This is a genomic window from Mesorhizobium sp. M0106, assembly GCF_040322715.1.
GTDB lineage: Bacteria > Pseudomonadota > Alphaproteobacteria > Rhizobiales > Rhizobiaceae > Mesorhizobium.
In genome coordinates this window covers 145,151-161,568 of the sequence record NZ_JAMYUA010000005.1, presented here as the reverse complement: position 1 = coordinate 161,568, position 16,418 = coordinate 145,151, and the positions used below count along the sequence as shown (strand labels likewise).

Below are 16,418 nucleotides of genomic sequence, written 5' to 3'. Positions count from 1 at the left end.
CTTCTGGGAGGAACGAAATGAAAGTCAGCCTTTATAACCAACTTGTCCGCGCCGGGGCCACCCGCCGCGACGTGCTGAAGGGAGCGGCCAGCATGGCCGCCCTCGCGGCGGCCTCAAGCGCCGGACTTGGTGCGCTGACGCGCACGGCTGCGGCCGCCGACGACCTGCGCGCGCAGATCCTGCAGATCCCGGGTGTCGGCAAGGGTCAGCCGACCGATGCCGACTTCCAGCAGGTCGGCGAGCTTTGCCTTGGCGCCACCAAGGCCAATGTCAAGGAAGGCGAATTCGCCGGTGTCGAACTCACCTTCATGGGCCTCAACAACCAGAACCTGCACAATGTGCTGTTTCGCGGCTTCCTGAAGCCGTGGGAGACCTATACCGGCGCCAAGATCAACTGGATCGACCTGGCGCAGGCTGACTACAACGCCCGCCTGCAGCAGTCGATCGCGACCGGCACCGTCGATTTCGACATCATCGAAATGGGGGCACCGTTCGAAGGCGACGTCTGCGGCAAGGGTCTCACCTCCGAGATGCCGGACTGGGTCAAGGACCAGATCGACATGAAGGATGTCGTGGCCTATCTGCAGCCGCCGGTGGGCACATGGGACGGCAAGCAATATCGCGTGACCGTTGACGGCGACGCACATAACTTCAACTACCGCACCGACGTGTTTACCGATGCCGACCTCGCCAAGGCCTGGAAGGACGGCGGCGGAGAAGGCGAATGGGGCGTGCCGAAGACCTGGCAGCAGGTGCAGGCGGTGACGAAATTCCTCAAGGGCAAGCAGGTGAAGGGCCAGGATGTCTTTGGCTACCTCGATGCGCCCAAGCCCTGGGGCGGTTTCGGCTTCTATTTCCTCGGCAGCCGCGCCAGCGCCTACGCCAAGCATCCCGATGACAAGGCCTGGCTGTTCGATGCCGACACGATGAAGCCGCGCGTCAACAATCCGGCATGGGTGCGGGCGATCCAGGACGTTATCGATGCCCTGCCCTCCGAACCTGCCGACCAGATCAACGCCGACCCGAACACCACCGCCTTCCAGCAATTCCTGGCAGGCACCGGTTCGATGGTTACCTGGTGGGGCGACGTCGGTTCGAACGTCAAGACCAACGATTCCTCGGTCGTCGGCGACATCACCGGCTTCTCGATCCTGCCGGGCTCGGACGATGTCTACAACTCCAAGACCGGGCAGTGGGACAAGCTCGCCAGCGGCCCGAACCATGCACCGAACTGCGCCTATCTCGGCTGGGGCGTTTATGTCATGGCCCGCGTCGACAGCGACGAAAAGAAGAAGAAGGCGGCATGGTCTGCCGCTGCCCATCTCGGCGGCAAGGACCTGTCGCTCTGGTGCGCGGCCTATCCGTCGGGTTTCCAGCCCTATCGCAACTCGCATTTCAACATTCCGGAATGGGTGGCGGCGGGCTACGACGAGGCGTTCATCACATCGTATCTGAAGTCGGAAGCCGACAGCTACAACCATCCGAACGCGGCGATCGAGCCGCGCATCCCCGGCATCTTCCAGTACTACAGCGCTGCCGAGGACATTTTGGCCAACACCTTTGCCGGCAAGATGAAGGCGCAGGAAGGCGCCGACGCCATCGCAGCCGCCTGGGAGAAGCTGACCGACCAGATCGGCCGCGACAAACAGGTCAAGCTCTACAAGGCCTCGCTCGGCATGTAGGCTGAGATAGTGAAACTGGTTCGGCGGCGCACAGCCGCCGGACCTCACCTTGACCGACTTGGCCTCGACTGGCTCGGCCGGTCATCGAGCCTCCTGTGAACGGGCAAGAACGCGTGGCTGACCGGACCCTGGCTGACCAGACTTTGTCGACAAGTGAATGGCCGGCAGGCGCCGTGCCATCCGACCTGATACCGCGGAGCCGCAAACGGCTTGGCTGGGCTCTGATGGCTGCTGCGACGCTCGGCCTTCTGGCGGTGATCGCGCTGCAAATCCTCTACAAGAGCGAGGTCGACACTATCGGCTTCGAGACCTGGCGGCCGGTGGTCTACGCCTATGTGCTGTGGGGTGTCGCGCTCGGCATCGGCCAGGTACTGACGCGCGGCGAGGACGGCCAGCGCGCGCTGTTCCTGCTGCCGGCGCTGCTGTTTACCATTGCCATGGTGATCTTCCCGACGCTGTTCGGCTTCTACATCGCGCTGACCGACTGGAACCTCAGTTCCTTCAGCGGACGGCAGTTCAACGGGCTCGACAATTTCTGGCAGATGCTGAACGACGCCTATTATCGCAACGCGCTGTTCAACATGGTGCTCTACGTGCTGGCGGTGTTCGTCGAATATGTCATCGCCTTCGGCCTGGCGCTGCTGCTCAACGCGCAGATCCGGGCACGAAAATTCTTCCGCGTCGTGTTTCTCATGCCGCTGATGCTGTCGCCGGTGGCGGTGTCGTGGATGATCGGCAAGTCGCTGATGGAATACCGCTTCGGGCCCGCCGCGACGCTGGCGCGCCATCTCGGTTGGGAAAACCCGGCCTTCTTCTCCAACCCGATCACCGCCCGCATCTCGATCATGGTGCTCGACGCGTGGACGTTCATCCCGTTCATGATGATCATGCTGCTCGCCGGCCTGCAGGCGATGTCGCGCGAGGTGCTCGAGGCAGCGCGTGTCGATGGCGCCACTGCCTGGCAGACCTTCTGGCAGGTCACCTTCCCGCTGATGCTGCCGGTGTCGGTGACAGCGGTCATCCTGCGCATCATCTTCAAGCTGAAGCTCGCCGATATCATCATCACCGTCACCTCCGGCGGGCCGGGCGGCGCGACCGATTCGGTGTCCAGTTTCATCTACCGCGAGTATCGCGACCGCTCGAACGTCGGCTACGGCACGATGCTGGCGATGGCCTATTTGATCATCATCATCGTGTTCGTGACCTGGCTGCTGAAGTTCGCCAGCCGCTTCGTGCGCAACGTCAATTGATCGGGCCGGCAAGATGAGCGTTCAGACCACCGACTATGCCGCTTCCGAAATCCGCTCGCCGGCGAGCTTCGTCGCCAACCGCGTCTTCATCTACGGCGCGCTCATCTTCTGGGCTTTCATCTGCCTGTTCCCGATCTATTGGACGATAACCACCTCGTTCAAGACCGCGGTCGACGTCACCCAGGGCCATCTGATCCCGTTCGTCGACTTCCAGCCCGACTGGAAGGGCTGGCGGTCGCTCGGCCTGTCGCCGGACTCGATCTTTCGGACGTCGACTGTGCGCGACGAATTCATCAAGCGTTTCATGAATTCGGTCATCACCTCGGTCGGCGCGTCGACCCTCGCCATCGTCATCGGCAGCCTCGCCGCCTACGGGCTGACCCGCTATCGTTACAAGTTCGCCTGGTTCAGGAACGAGGATATTTCCTTCTTCTTCCTGTCGCAGCTGATCCTGCCGCCGGTGGTTTTGGCCCTGCCCTTCCTCGTGCTTTACCGGGAGGTCGGCCTGCTCGACACGCGCGTCGGGCTGATCCTGCTCTACACGCTGATGGTGCTGCCGATCGTCATCTGGATCATGCGCGACCAGTTCAACTCCATCCCGGTGGAGTTGGAGGAGGCAGCACTCGTCGACGGCCTGTCGATCTGGGGCGCCTTCTTGCGCATCGTCATGCCAATCGCGCTGCCGGGCATGGTCGCCGCCTTCATCCTGGCGATGGTGCTGTGCTGGAACGAGTATTTCTTCGCTGCGCTTTTGACCTCGACCGACGCAAAGACCATCCCTGTCATGGTGGCGAGCCAGACCGGCTCACAAGGCATCAACTGGTGGTCGATGGCAGCGCTTGCCACCGCCGCCATCACACCGCTCGCCGTCATCGGCATCGCGCTCGAGCGTTACCTGATCATGGGCATGACAGCGGGCGCGGTGAAATAACTGCGCCGGCTCTCCCTTCTCCCCTTGTTGTGGCAGAAGGGAAAAGCGCGCTAACCCGAAAGTGTTGCCCGCAAATGCTCGAGGATCATGGCAACCCCTTTTTGCCCCAATTCCGCCGAGGCTTCGGGCGCACTTGCCGTGTACCAGCCGGTGTTGTCGGCGAAGCGGCCGACGTCCACCGCTTCCGGGCACAGCGCCAGCATCAGTGACGTCTCGCCGGTGCCGGCATGGTCGAACGGGTACCGGCTGTGCATTGAAGCCGGCATCAGCGGATGCACCTGCACCCAGTTGAAGAAATTGCTGCCCTCGGCGTGCTCGGCATAATAGTCGGCCATCGCCGCAGAGCCCCACCAGCCTTCGCCACGTTCTTTCTCCAGGAAGCGGAAGATCGCCTGCCGGCCGGCGGCCTTGAAGGCGAGATCGGTTGGCATGCCGGCGGCAAAATTTTCGGTCTGGTGGTGAATGATGGCGTGGATGTTGCGGAAGCCGATGCGCAGCAGGCTGTAGAACAGTTCTTCCGCAAATGGCGCCAGCACATTGCCGCCGACCTGCACCGAGCCGCTGCCTTCCGGTGCTGCAACAGCATAGCTCGCCGCGCCGTAATAGAAGGGCGGCAGAATGACGATCTCGGCTTCTTTTTCGAACAGTTCCAGGCTCTTGACCACCGCCAGCGTGTCCATGCCGACGGCCATGTGCTCGCCGTGATATTCGAGCACACCGAGCGGCAACACGACCGGCCGGTTCTCGGCGATCGCCTTGCGGATCTGATGCGGCAGCATCAGTTCGTAGCGCATGACACCTACTCCATATTGGTGTGGCGGGCGCGCATCGCTTCCGCCGAGACGCCGGTCAGATCCCTGAGCTTCAGCACCATCACTTCGAAGAGGACGAACAGCGCGCCTTCGAAAACCGAGCCCATCGGCAGGACGGATGTCTTTTCGGGACCCTGGTCGTCGGCCATGGTCTGAGCCGGGATAAGCAGTGTGAAATCGGCCAGCTTCGCGGCAGTGCTGTCGGCTTGTGCGGTGAGCAGCAGGACTGTGGCACCGGCCTCGCGCGCGACCTGCATCAAGGTCAGCACCGTCGACGTCTCACCCGGGCCGGAACTGGCGAGGAAGACATCGCCCTCGCCCAGCGGCGGCGTGGTCATGTCGCCGACGACCGACACCGGCAGGCCGAGATGATAGAGCCGCATGGCAAAACCCTTGACCTGCAGCGCCTCGCGGCCGCAGCCATAGGTGACGATCTTTTTCGCGCCAGCCAGGATGGCGCAAGCGGCGTCGATGCGGCTTGCGTCGATACGCTCCAGCACGGTGCCAAGCTCGTTCAGCGCAATCCCAAACAGGTTTTCGCCGGCGTCCGTCATGACATTTGCACCAGCTTGCCGGTGCCGGAGAACCATTTGAATATCTCAGTCACATCTGCCCCGAACAGCTTGTTTTCACTCATGCTATCACCGCGAAAATCGGTGTCCAACGACACGCAGTGCTTTTGATGCGCTACAGCCGTGATAGTGTCACGGCAAATCCAAATGAGGAAACGACAGCATATGAAGACACGGCATTTCGACCGCATCGGTAATGGCGGCATCACCTTCACCGAGCTCGGCTTCGGCACTGCGCCGCTCGGCAATCTCTACCGCGCCGTCTCCGACGAGGATGCCAATGCTACGCTGGAGGCGGCATGGCGGGTCGGCTGCCGCTACTACGACACCGCGCCGCTCTATGGGCTGGGCCTTGCCGAAACGCGGCTCAATCCGTTCCTGCGTTCGAAGAAGCGTGACGACTACGTGCTGTCCAGCAAAGTCGGGCGCATCATGCGCGCCTGCCCCCCGGAACAGCGCACCGGCATAGGCAAATTCTTCGACACCCCATCGCGCCGCGAGGTCTACGATTACAGCTATGACGGGATCATGCGCTCGTTCGAAGCCTCGCTGGAACGGCTCGGCGTCGACCGCATCGACATCCTCTTCGTGCACGATGTCGACATCTTCACCCATGGCAGCAAGGAAGCCTCGGACCAGCGCATCCAGGAATTCATGAGCTCCGGCTACTACGGATTGCTGGCATTGCGCGACCAGGGCGTGATCAAGGCGTTCGGCGGCGGCATCAACGAGTGGCCGGTTGCCCAGACGCTGGCCGAGCGCGGCGATTTCGATCTGTTCCTGCTTGCCGGGCGTTACACGCTGCTGGAGCAGGAAGCGCTGCAGTCTTTCCTGCCGCTATGCCAGCAACGCGGCATCGGCATCGTTCTCGGCGGGCCGTACAATTCCGGCATCCTGGCAACCGGGCCGAAGCCAGGCGCCTACTACAACTATTCGGAGGCGCCGCAGGACATCATCGACCGCGTCACCCGCATCGAGGCCGTCTGCAAGCGCCACGCCGTGCGCCTGATCGAGGCGGCGCTGCAGTTCCCGCTGCTGCATCCTTCGGTCGTCTCGGTAATCCCGGGCGGCCAGCGGCCGGGCGAAGTCGAAAGCAATCGCTCGCTGCTCGACGCGAAACCGCCATCGGCGCTGTGGGCCGATCTCAAGAAGGAAGGCTTGATGCGCGCGGATGCGCCGACGGCATAGTGCCGCCTTTCCAACGACGCTGCGGGCACAGAAAAGAAAAACCGGATATACCGGCTTTTCTTTTCTCTGAAAGACTTAAGGAAGCGCTTAGTTGACCGCGTCCTTGAGGCCCTTGCCGGCCGAGAACTTCGGCACGGTGCGCGCCGGGATCTTCACTTCCGCACCGGTCTGCGGATTGCGGCCGGTCGACGCGGCGCGTTGTGACACGGTGAAATTTCCGAAGCCGACAAGCCGGACATCGCCGCCCTTTTTCAGTTCGCCGGTGATGACGGAAAACACCGCATCAACCGCCGACTGCGCGTCACCCTTCGAAATACTCGCGGCATCGGCGACAGCGGACACCAGTTCGTTCTTGTTCATAAAAATTCCCTTCCATGAGAAAACCGGAACGCTCGACTCATCCGGCAGGAAACGGACTTTAGAAAGAAGCGCTCCGGCAACCAAGTCGAAAAGCGCCGGGAAAGTCGAAAAAAGCCCGGAACTCCGGGGTTCTTCACATGAAAAAGCCGGGCTCAAGGCCCGGCTCTCTCTTTGTGCATTGCAACTTTAGCAAGAGCTAATGCGCCAGCGATTTACCAGCTTCGTCCCCGACATCGACCACGGCCGGCGCATTGACGGGTTCAACCCACTGGATCGGTTCCGGCATGCGCACCAGCGCATGGCGCAACACTTCGCCAACCCGTGAGACCGGAATGATCTCCATGCCGCTCTTCACGTTCTCCGGAATCTCCGCCAGATCCTTGGCGTTCTCTTCCGGGATCAGCACCTTCTTGATGCCGCCGCGAAGTGCGGCAAGCAGTTTCTCCTTGAGGCCGCCGATCGGCAGCACCCTGCCGCGCAGCGTGATCTCGCCGGTCATCGCCACGTCGGCCTTGACCGGGATTCCGGTCAGCACCGAGACGATCGCCGTCGCCATCGCCACGCCAGCCGACGGTCCGTCCTTGGGCGTTGCGCCTTCCGGCACGTGGACGTGGATATCGCGCTTGTCGAACAGCGGCGGCTCGACGCCGAAATCGATGGCCCGCGAGCGGACGTAGGACGCCGCCGCCGAAATCGATTCCTTCATCACGTCGCGCAGATTGCCGGTCACGGTCATGCGGCCCTTGCCGGGCATCATGACGCCTTCCACCGTCAACAGCTCGCCGCCGACTTCCGTCCAGGCGAGCCCGGTGACCACGCCGACCTGATCGTCGCTCTCGACCTGGCCGAAGCGGAAGCGCGGAACACCAAGGTAATCGGCAAGATTGTCCGCCGTGATGTTGATCGTCTTCTTCTTCGTCTTCAGGATCTCGGTCACGGCCTTGCGCCCGAGCTTCATCAGCTCGCGCTCCAGGCTCCTGACGCCCGCTTCACGGGTGTAGGTCTGGATGATGCCGCGGATCGCGTCCTCACCGACGGAGAATTCCTTCGGCTGCAACGCGTGGTCGCGGATCACCTTGGGCATCAGGTGACGCTTGGCGATCTCGATCTTCTCGTCCTCGGTGTAGCCGGCGATACGGATGATCTCCATGCGGTCCATCAAGGGCGCAGGGATGTTCAGCGTGTTCGCCGTCGTTACGAACATCACGCTCGACAGGTCGTATTCGACCTCGAGGTAATGGTCCATGAACGTCGAATTCTGCTCGGGATCGAGCACCTCGAGCAAAGCCGATGACGGATCGCCGCGGAAATCCTGGCCCATCTTGTCGATCTCGTCGAGCAGGAAGAGCGGGTTGGATTTCTTCGCCTTCTTCATCGACTGGATGACCTTGCCGGGCATCGAGCCGATATAGGTGCGGCGGTGACCGCGGATTTCGGCCTCGTCGCGCACGCCGCCCAGCGCCATGCGGATGAACTCGCGGCCGGTCGCCTTGGCGATCGACTTGCCGAGCGAGGTCTTGCCGACGCCGGGAGGTCCGACGAGGCACAGGATCGGCCCCTTCAGCTTCTTCTGGCGGCTCTGCACGGCGAGGTATTCGACGATGCGGTCCTTGACCTTGTCGAGGCCGAAATGGTCGGTATCGAGCACGTTCTGGGCAAAGGCCAGATCCTGCTTGACCTTGGAGTTCCTGCCCCACGGGATCGACAGCAGCCAGTCGAGATAGTTGCGCACGACGGTCGATTCAGCCGACATCGGCGACATCGTCCGCAGCTTCTTCAGCTCGGCTTCCGCCTTTTCGCGGGCCTCCTTGGAGAGCTTGGTCTTCTTGATGCGCGCCTCGATCTCGGCGGCCTCGTCGCGGCCGTCCTCGCCCTCGCCGAGCTCCTTCTGGATCGCCTTCATCTGCTCGTTGAGGTAGTATTCGCGCTGCGTCTTCTCCATCTGGCGCTTGACGCGCGAGCGGATGCGCTTCTCAACCTGGAGCACCGAGATTTCGGCTTCCATGAAGCCCATCGCCTTTTCCAGCCGTTCCTTGACGGACAGCGTGGCGAGCATCTCCTGCTTCTCGGGGATCTTGATGGCAAGATGCGAAGCGACCGTGTCGGCGAGCTTGGAATAGTCGTCGATCTGGCTGGCGGCACCCACCACTTCGGGCGAGATCTTCTTGTTCAGCTTGACGTAGTTCTCGAAGTCGGTGACGACGGAACGGGCCAGCGCCTCGACCTCGACCTCTTCCTCCTCCGGTTCGACCAGCGCCGCAGCACGGGCTTCATGGAAGTCAGGACGGTCGGTGAACGCGACGATTTTCGCGCGCGAGACGCCTTCGACCAGCACCTTCACGGTGCCGTCCGGCAGTTTCAGCAATTGCAGCACATTGGCGAGCGTGCCGATGTCAAAGATGGCATCGGGCTCCGGATCGTCGTCGGCGGCATTCATCTGGGTCGCAAGCAGGATCTGCTTTTCCTGACCCATCACTTCTTCCAGCGCCTTGATCGACTTTTCACGCCCGACGAAGAGCGGAACGATCATGTGCGGGAACACCACGATGTCGCGCAGTGGGAGGACTGCGAAGACGCCGTCGCTGGGAGCCTTGGATAATTTGGCCATTGTCCAACCTTTCATGTCGCGGCCGCCAATCGGCCAACCGCGAATCTCATATTAACGACCGGGGATCGTTCCGCCTACCACCGTTTGTGACGGGAGTTTTACAGCACAGAATTCGGCACCACGGCCTTCTGCCATTAGTTGGAGGCACAGGGGGTAAAGATCAAGGGTCAACACGGTCCGTCCCTCCAATCCGCAGCGATGACGCGGTGTGACAGCAAAACGGCGCCCTGCGGCGCCGTTTCAGAAAAATCCATTGCCGGCTCACGTCAGGCGCTGACGTTGCCTTTCTTTTCCTTCTGCTCGGAATAGATGTAGAGCGGCCTGGCGTTGCCTGACACCACCTCTTCCGAAATAACCACTTCGCGCACGCCTTCCAGCGCCGGCAGTTCGAACATGGTGTCGAGAAGGATCGCTTCCATGATCGAACGCAGGCCGCGCGCGCCGGTCTTGCGGTCGATGGCGCGCTTGGCGATCGCCGACAGCGCGTTCTCGTGGAAGGTCAGGTCGACATTCTCCATCTCGAACAGCCGCTGGTACTGCTTGACCAGCGCGTTCTTCGGCTCGGTCAGGATCTGGATCAGCGCCGGCTCGTCGAGGTCCTCCAGCGTCGCCAGGACAGGCAGACGGCCGACGAACTCGGGAATGAGGCCGAACTTCAAGAGATCCTCAGGCTCGACCAGGCGGAAAACATCGCCGGTGCGGCGATCCTCGGGCGAAGCAACGATGGCGCCGAAACCGATCGAGGTCTTCCTGCCGCGATCCGAGATGATCTTGTCCAGGCCGGCGAAAGCGCCGCCGCAGATGAACAGGATGTTGGCGGTGTCGACCTGCAGGAATTCCTGCTGCGGATGCTTCCTGCCGCCCTGCGGCGGCACGGAGGCGACAGTGCCTTCCATGATCTTCAAAAGTGCCTGCTGCACGCCCTCGCCCGAGACGTCGCGGGTGATCGAGGGATTGTCCGACTTGCGCGAGATCTTGTCGATCTCGTCGATATAGACGATGCCGCGCTGGGCGCGCTCGACATTGTAGTCGGCCGACTGCAACAGCTTCAGGATGATGTTCTCGACATCCTCGCCGACATAGCCGGCCTCGGTCAGCGTCGTCGCGTCGGCCATGGTGAAGGGGACGTCGATGATGCGGGCCAGCGTCTGCGCCAGCAGCGTCTTGCCGCAACCGGTCGGGCCGATCAGCAGGATGTTAGACTTCGCCAGTTCGACGTCGTTGTTCTTGCCGGCATGGGCGAGGCGCTTGTAGTGGTTGTGGACGGCCACCGACAGCACGCGCTTGGCGTAGGGCTGGCCGATGACGTAGTCGTCGAGAACCTTGAGGATTTCCTGCGGGGTCGGCACGCCCTCGCGCGACTTCACCATCGAGGTCTTGTTCTCCTCGCGGATGATGTCCATGCACAGTTCGACGCATTCGTCGCAGATGAACACCGTCGGCCCGGCGATCAGCTTGCGCACTTCGTGCTGGCTTTTGCCGCAAAACGAGCAATAAAGCGTGTTCTTGGAATCACCGCTGTTGTTGCCGACCTTGCTCATTTTCCTGTCCTTTCATGGCCGCCCGCCGATGGTCTGGTTGAAAGGGCGCATATTCAATCTATCGCGGGAATCCGCTGCCGCCAGTGCCCGGCTCCCGCAACGCATTCCGTACGAAACACAAATCGGAAAACGGGGCAATGATTCGAACAACCCCACGCAAAGCTAAGCCGTCGAAAATCAACATAGCCTTAACGTAGGCAATTGCACCCGTCGAGGGAACAGCCAATTGTGGCCGAAATGCCGCAAGCTGCGCCAAAAGCGCGTGATCCCGCCACTCATTGCCACCGCAGGGCCACCGCGGGCCTATAAGGCAATACCTTCGACCGGCTCACGTGACGAAATGACCTTGTCGATGAGGCCGAAATCCCTGGCCTCGTCGGCAGTCATGAAATGGTCACGGTCGAGCGTTTTTTCAATCTCATCGTAGCTCTTGCCGGTGTGCTTGACGTAAACCTCGTTGAGGCGGCGCTTCAGCTTGATGATGTCCTGGGCATGACGCTCGATGTCGGAAGCCTGGCCCTGGAAGCCGCCGGAAGGCTGGTGGACCATGATGCGGGCGTTCGGCGTGGCAAAGCGCATGTCCTTGTGGCCCGCCGTCAAGAGCAGCGAGCCCATCGAGGCGGCCTGACCGATGCAGAGCGTCGACACGGCAGGCTTGATGAACTGCATCGTGTCGTAGATCGCCATGCCGGAGGTGACGACGCCGCCGGGCGAGTTGATATAGAGGTTGATTTCCTTCTTCGGATTCTCGGCCTCGAGGAACAGCAGCTGCGCGCAGACCAGCGTCGCCATGCCATCCTCGACCGGGCCGGTGATGAAAATGATGCGCTCCTTGAGGAGCCGCGAGAAAATGTCGTAGGCCCGCTCGCCGCGATTGGTCTGTTCGACCACCATCGGAACGAGGTTCATGTAGGTTTCGACGGGGTTCTTCATGGACTATCCCTTTTTGAGGATGGGATTCCGGCGCCGGAGATTTGCAATCGGGCAGAATCGGTTCTGGATCGTTATTGTGTAAATAGGATGCCGGCTCACCCTAGCGCAAGGCCGCCTCTCCTAGCCATCCGGTTAAGTCGAATCAAGGTTTCCAATCCAGTTTCGCCTGTCGCCGTGCCGGCAGCCCCTCTCCTGCCGTGGGAAGGGGCGCTCATGCTTGGCCGTTGTTTAGCAGTTTCTTAACCCCATCGCTTAACGAAAAGTGGTGAAACCGCTTTTTCCGGCCACGGCTTACCCTACAGTTCAACGTTGAACTCGCTTCACGCAGTTCAAACAGGGGGAGTGCGATGATCAAGAAAGTTGCTTCCTTGGCCCTTACCAGCATCGCCGTATTCGGCATGGCGTCCGAAACGGCGGCCGGCGGACGCGCGGTCGAATGCTACGAGCAGGTCAATCGGCCGGCCGTCTACGACACCGTCTACAAGGATGTGCTCGTCAGCCCAGCCGGCCAGCAGGTGCAGTATGAAGCGCCGATCTACGGGACGCGCGAGCGCGTGGTGCAGATCGCGCCGGCGCGCGTCAGCTACGAGATCGTGCCCGCCATCACCCGCACCATCTACCGGTCCGTGAGGGTCGATGACGGCGGCTATTCCTGGGAATGGCGCATCATTCATGGCCGCAAGGTGCTGTGCAAGGTCAGGCACAGGGCGCGCTATGAACGCGTGGCCGAGATCGTCGTGATTGAGCCGGAACGCCGGCGGCGCGTTGTCCTGCCCGCCGAATACGAGAGCGTCGCCGAAGAGGTGCTGGTGCGGCCGGAGCAGCGGCGCATCATCGAAATTCCGTCGTCTTATCAGACAGTGGCCCGCCGCGTGGTGGTCAGGGAGGGCTCATCCAGCTGGCGGCGCGTACATATTCCGAGGCATTGCCGATACTAGGCGCTCAGGCCGCCTCGGCCCTGAGCCATTTCTTCAGGCCGCCGACATCGCCATTGCCGACGCAGGCCGCAACCCTTCTGCCGACCGCCGCGCCGAACTTGTAGCCGTGGCCGGAGCAGGCCGAGACGACCAGGCATCTGCCTTTCCGGTGGGCCAGAAATTTCTCGTCGGCGGTGAAGGTGTAGGCGCAGGTGACCACTTCGGTGACCTTGTACTCGTCAATACGGGCAATCGGCGGTGAAAACAGGTTGCGGATCGCCTCGCCTTCGCCCGGCACCGGCTGACGGTTCCAGTCGGCATCGCTGGTCGGCACCCTGTGCAGGCCCGAGCCGAATTTCATGCCGGCCCCGCCCGAGGGCGGGATGGCGTAGCCGTCGACAGTGCCGCCGATGTTGAGGACGACCGGTGCTTCCTGCCAGACCGCTTTCAGGTCCGTCGGCGGTTCGACATAGGCGAGCGCGGTGCGCCAGGTTTTCAGCTCGCCATCCAGCTCCGGGAACAGTTTTAGCACCCAGGCGCCGGCAGCGACGACGATCCGGTCGGCCTGCATCGTTTCGCCGCCCGCCAGCACGACATGCCCGGCCTCGGCGTCGATCTCGACCACCTTGCTGTTTTCGTAGACATTGGCGCCGTTCGCGCGCAGCCACCTGGCGAGGCCGGCAGCGATCTTGCGGCAGTGCAGCGCGCCGCCGTCCGGCGAAAAATACGCATAGCGGAATGAACCAGGTTCTAGGAACGGCCAGCGTTCGACCGCGGCATCCGGCTCGAACAATTCGAACGGGTAGTTCCCGGCTTCCATGCCTTCGCGGTATTCCTCGGCCTCATCGCCCGGCTGGCGCGAAATGCAGATGAAGCCGCGCGGATCGAGATGGCTTTCACCGAGATCGGCCCACATCTCATCCCAGGCTTCATACGCTTCGGTGATCAGCCGGCCATAGCCCGTTCCGGCCCGGTAGGCGCGGCGGATGATGCGATGATGGTCGCCGGAGGCGGCGAGCGGATTGGGGATTGGTCCCTGCTCGACGATCGAGACGAGGTGACCGGCCTTGGCCAGCGACCACGCCGTCGAAAGCCCGGCAATGCCCGCACCGACCACGATCACATTCATGAAACCGTCCTTCCGCAACCGCTTCGGCGGCTCACCTCACGGGAGGGCCAACATACGGTCTGGCACCAGACTGGCAAGCCGCGCTAATGATCTGGCATGACCGAATTGAAGCCGCCCTATCTTGCCTTTGATCCAGCCTCCCGCCGCCTGCGGCTCGATCCGCACGAACCGGCTTTTTTCCAGAACCCTTACGAAGCCTATGCCTTCCTGCATGGCGCATTGAACGCCTTCTTCTGGGAGGAGTTTGGTTTCTGGTGCTTTGGCGGCTTCGACGACGTCAACCGGCTGCTGCGCGATCGCCGCTTCGGCCGGCAGAACCCGGCCGGCATTCCGGACAGCCGAGGCATCGGTCAGGACCGCACGCACCTCAGCGCGTTCGACGGCATCGAGGCCAATTCGATGCTGGAGCTGGAGCCGCCTGTCCACACACGGCTCAGAACGCTGGTCAACCGCGCCTTCGTCTCGCGCCAGGTCGAGCGGCTCAGGCCACGTGTCGAGGCGCTGGCCAACGAACTGATCGACCGTTTCGAACCAGGAGGAGTCGACCTGCTGCCGGCATTCGCAGCTCCCTTGCCGATCACCATCATTGCGGAGATGCTCGGCGTGCCGGTCGACATGGGGCCGCAGCTGCTCGACTGGTCGCATCGGATGGTCGCCATGTACATGCATGGCCGCACCCGCGAGACGGAGGACACGGCCAATCGCGCCGCGCGCGACTTTTCCGATTTTCTGCGCGGCTACGTCGCCGAGCGGCGAAAGAGGCCGGGCGAGGATCTTCTGTCGCTGCTGATTGCGGCACAGGAGGACGGCCAGAAACTGTCGGAGGACGAGCTGGTATCCTCGGCCATCCTTTTGCTCAATGCCGGCCATGAAGCAACTGTCCACCAGACCGGCAATGCGGTGCGCTCGATCCTTGCGCAAGGCGGCGACGCGCGCCGCTTCTTCGCCTCACCGGAAGCAACAGCCGCGACGGTCGAAGAGTGCCTGCGCTTCGACGCGCCGCTGCACATGTTCACGCGCTACGCCTATCAGGAGGTCGAGGCCGGGCCGGGGATCATCGTCCAGCCGGGCGAGACGATCGGGCTGTTGCTCGGCATGGCCAATCGCGACCCTACTGCGTTTGCCCAGCCCCTCGCCTTCAGGCCGGACCGTGCCGACCAGAAGAACGTATCGTTCGGCGCCGGCATCCATTTCTGCATCGGCGCGCCGCTCGCCCGGCTCGAACTGCAGGTGTCGCTGAAAACCTTGTTCGAACGCCTGCCGCGGCTCCAAATGGCCGAACAGCCGCGCTTCCGTGACACGTATCATTTCCACGGGCTGGAAACGCTTGCCATCAGAATCTGAGGACGGCTTCCGACGACAGGCTTCGAAAGCCGGCTCCGGCGAATTCCGGTCAAATAGGTAACATCTCAAGGTCGCGAGTGCCAAATAATCGCCGATCGAACGATGAAGCTACCGGAAGCAAGACCTCACACTAACAATCCCGGATGCCTACAGAAATTCGGTCATGAAGCTTGAAGAGAGACGGGATTTGAATCTTTTTGCGTCGTCTCGCGGACGATGTCGAGGAAGGCCTTCAGCACCGGCGAGGGTTGTTCATGCCGGTAGATGATTGAAGTGTCGATGGACAAGGTTCGTCCCTGGATGGGGCGATAAACGACGCCGTGCCGGCGCAAATTTTGCAGACAAGCGGGCAGCAACGAGACGCCCAGCCCGACGGATACAAGTCCGATGATTGTCTGCTTGGGCGTTGCTTCTCGAACGATCCTCGGGCTGAACCCGGATGAACGGCACAGCCCGACGATCTCGTCATAGAGGGATGGATTGATGCTGCGCGGGAACTGAATCAACGCTTCGGAGGCCAGGTCGGCCAGCGCGACCTCTGCTTCCGAGGCCAGCCGATGCGTTTCCGGCAAGGCCACGATCAGGGGTTCGACCAGTATGCTTTCGACCCTCAATGCCTCGTGAACGACGGGAGGATGGACAAAACCGATATCGAGCTGGCGTTCGGCCACTGCCCTGACTTGATTGGGAATGCGCAGGTCGGTCAGGCTCAACTCGACCTCGGGATAGCGCTTGGCGAAGCGTTGGACGACAGAAGGCACCACACTGTAGATAGCCGCGTCGATGAATCCGACAGCAAGATGGCCGGTTTCGCCACGATCGGCTTTGCGAGCAAGCTCCACCGCCTGCTCTGTCTGGTGAAGCACGGCCCTAACCTCATCAAGGAACACACGCCCCGCCGCAGTCAGTTCGACCTTGCGCTTGGTGCGCTCCAGCAAGCGCACACCCATCGCCTGTTCCAGTTGCTGGATCTGCTTTGTCAGGGGCGGCTGTGAGATATGCAAGCGCGCTGCCGCGCGCCCGAAATGCAGCTCTTCGGCGACGGCCATGAAGGACTGCATCAGCTTGTGGTTCATCTTCAGCCTTTAATTTCCCAAATAGAATTACCCATGGCTCAAACGATATTGGACGGAAAGTATCGGAATCTGCAA

At 61.9% G+C, this 16,418-nt stretch carries 14 protein-coding genes; 6 read left to right on the top strand and 8 right to left on the bottom strand.

The features are described from left to right. Positions 1–17 precede the first annotated feature (17 nt). The 3 genes from NKJ55_RS07610 to NKJ55_RS07600 all read left to right on the top strand — a co-directional run bounded on the left by NKJ55_RS07610 (position 18) and on the right by NKJ55_RS07600 (position 3,863). The gene (locus NKJ55_RS07610; protein ID WP_352449355.1) at positions 18–1,682 is read left to right on the top strand and encodes an ABC transporter substrate-binding protein; all 1,665 of its coding nucleotides are present in this window, start codon (positions 18–20) and stop codon (positions 1,680–1,682) included. 128 nt (positions 1,683–1,810) lie between these two features. Next, complete coding sequence (locus tag NKJ55_RS07605) at positions 1,811–2,932, top strand: carbohydrate ABC transporter permease (RefSeq protein WP_031211226.1); 1,122 nt, start codon at positions 1,811–1,813, stop codon at positions 2,930–2,932. Positions 2,933–2,945: 13 nt separating this feature from the next. Beyond that, a complete protein-coding gene (locus NKJ55_RS07600) occupies positions 2,946–3,863 on the top strand; it encodes a carbohydrate ABC transporter permease (protein ID WP_352449354.1) in 918 nt (305 codons plus the stop codon). 50 nt (positions 3,864–3,913) lie between these two features. On the opposite strand, the gene NKJ55_RS07595 is transcribed toward NKJ55_RS07600, so the two are convergent. Both NKJ55_RS07595 and hxlB read right to left on the bottom strand, forming a co-directional pair. Further along, complete coding sequence (locus NKJ55_RS07595; RefSeq protein ID WP_352449353.1) at positions 3,914–4,657, bottom strand: creatininase family protein; 744 nt, start codon at positions 4,655–4,657, stop codon at positions 3,914–3,916. A 5-nt stretch (positions 4,658–4,662) separates the two neighbouring features. Next, positions 4,663–5,229: a 6-phospho-3-hexuloisomerase gene (gene hxlB / locus NKJ55_RS07590; RefSeq protein WP_352449352.1), complete on the bottom strand. Its 567-nt coding sequence runs from the start codon at positions 5,227–5,229 to the stop codon at positions 4,663–4,665. Positions 5,230–5,412: 183 nt separating this feature from the next. On the opposite strand from hxlB, the gene NKJ55_RS07585 reads away from it, so the two are divergent. Continuing rightward, on the top strand, positions 5,413–6,435 hold the full coding sequence (locus tag NKJ55_RS07585; protein WP_352449351.1) for an aldo/keto reductase: 1,023 nt from the start codon (positions 5,413–5,415) through the stop codon (positions 6,433–6,435). A gap of 87 nt (positions 6,436–6,522) precedes the next feature. On the opposite strand, the gene NKJ55_RS07580 is transcribed toward NKJ55_RS07585, so the two are convergent. The 4 genes from NKJ55_RS07580 to NKJ55_RS07565 form a co-directional block, all read right to left on the bottom strand. After that, the gene (locus NKJ55_RS07580) at positions 6,523–6,795 is read right to left on the bottom strand and encodes an HU family DNA-binding protein (protein WP_023674657.1); all 273 of its coding nucleotides are present in this window, start codon (positions 6,793–6,795) and stop codon (positions 6,523–6,525) included. 196 nt (positions 6,796–6,991) lie between these two features. After that, positions 6,992–9,403, bottom strand: coding sequence for an endopeptidase La (gene lon, locus NKJ55_RS07575; protein WP_352449350.1), 2,412 nt, complete (start codon positions 9,401–9,403; stop codon positions 6,992–6,994). 266 nt (positions 9,404–9,669) lie between these two features. Further along, positions 9,670–10,944: an ATP-dependent Clp protease ATP-binding subunit ClpX gene (gene clpX / locus NKJ55_RS07570; protein WP_352449349.1), complete on the bottom strand. Its 1,275-nt coding sequence runs from the start codon at positions 10,942–10,944 to the stop codon at positions 9,670–9,672. 303 nt (positions 10,945–11,247) lie between these two features. Then, positions 11,248–11,877, bottom strand: a complete 630-nt coding sequence (locus NKJ55_RS07565; RefSeq protein WP_023674655.1) for an ATP-dependent Clp protease proteolytic subunit — start codon at positions 11,875–11,877, stop codon at positions 11,248–11,250. A gap of 347 nt (positions 11,878–12,224) precedes the next feature. On the opposite strand from NKJ55_RS07565, the gene NKJ55_RS07560 reads away from it, so the two are divergent. Then, positions 12,225–12,815 (top strand): hypothetical protein, encoded by a 591-nt coding sequence (locus NKJ55_RS07560; RefSeq protein WP_352449348.1) that lies wholly within the window; start codon positions 12,225–12,227, stop codon positions 12,813–12,815. Between the two features lie 4 nt (positions 12,816–12,819). Here the strand turns inward: NKJ55_RS07560 and NKJ55_RS07555 are convergent, their stop codons facing one another. Beyond that, a complete protein-coding gene (locus NKJ55_RS07555) occupies positions 12,820–13,923 on the bottom strand; it encodes an NAD(P)/FAD-dependent oxidoreductase (protein ID WP_352449347.1) in 1,104 nt (367 codons plus the stop codon). A gap of 96 nt (positions 13,924–14,019) precedes the next feature. Between NKJ55_RS07555 and NKJ55_RS07550 the strand changes: the two genes are divergently transcribed. Continuing rightward, positions 14,020–15,267, top strand: coding sequence for a cytochrome P450 (locus NKJ55_RS07550; RefSeq protein WP_352449346.1), 1,248 nt, complete (start codon positions 14,020–14,022; stop codon positions 15,265–15,267). 161 nt (positions 15,268–15,428) lie between these two features. On the opposite strand, the gene NKJ55_RS07545 is transcribed toward NKJ55_RS07550, so the two are convergent. Continuing rightward, a complete protein-coding gene (locus NKJ55_RS07545; protein ID WP_352449345.1) occupies positions 15,429–16,343 on the bottom strand; it encodes a LysR family transcriptional regulator in 915 nt (304 codons plus the stop codon). Between the last annotated feature and the right edge of the window lie 75 nt (positions 16,344–16,418).

Excerpts from the sequence above, each read along its gene's own strand:
- NKJ55_RS07595 (WP_352449353.1), bottom strand. The coding sequence starts at position 4,657 with ATGCGCTACGAACTGATGCTGCCGCATCAGATCCGCAAGGCGATCGCC.
- NKJ55_RS07585 (WP_352449351.1), top strand. The coding sequence starts at position 5,413 with ATGAAGACACGGCATTTCGACCGCATCGGTAATGGCGGCATCACCTTC.
- NKJ55_RS07580 (WP_023674657.1), bottom strand. The coding sequence starts at position 6,795 with ATGAACAAGAACGAACTGGTGTCCGCTGTCGCCGATGCCGCGAGTATT.
- NKJ55_RS07600 (WP_352449354.1), top strand. The coding sequence starts at position 2,946 with ATGAGCGTTCAGACCACCGACTATGCCGCTTCCGAAATCCGCTCGCCG.
- NKJ55_RS07555 (WP_352449347.1), bottom strand. The coding sequence starts at position 13,923 with ATGAATGTGATCGTGGTCGGTGCGGGCATTGCCGGGCTTTCGACGGCG.
- lon (WP_352449350.1), bottom strand. The coding sequence starts at position 9,403 with ATGGCCAAATTATCCAAGGCTCCCAGCGACGGCGTCTTCGCAGTCCTC.
- NKJ55_RS07560 (WP_352449348.1), top strand. The coding sequence starts at position 12,225 with ATGATCAAGAAAGTTGCTTCCTTGGCCCTTACCAGCATCGCCGTATTC.
- NKJ55_RS07565 (WP_023674655.1), bottom strand. The coding sequence starts at position 11,877 with ATGAAGAACCCCGTCGAAACCTACATGAACCTCGTTCCGATGGTGGTC.
- clpX (WP_352449349.1), bottom strand. The coding sequence starts at position 10,944 with ATGAGCAAGGTCGGCAACAACAGCGGTGATTCCAAGAACACGCTTTAT.
- NKJ55_RS07545 (WP_352449345.1), bottom strand. The coding sequence starts at position 16,343 with ATGAACCACAAGCTGATGCAGTCCTTCATGGCCGTCGCCGAAGAGCTG.
- NKJ55_RS07550 (WP_352449346.1), top strand. The coding sequence starts at position 14,020 with ATGACCGAATTGAAGCCGCCCTATCTTGCCTTTGATCCAGCCTCCCGC.
- hxlB (WP_352449352.1), bottom strand. The coding sequence starts at position 5,229 with ATGACGGACGCCGGCGAAAACCTGTTTGGGATTGCGCTGAACGAGCTT.
- NKJ55_RS07610 (WP_352449355.1), top strand. The coding sequence starts at position 18 with ATGAAAGTCAGCCTTTATAACCAACTTGTCCGCGCCGGGGCCACCCGC.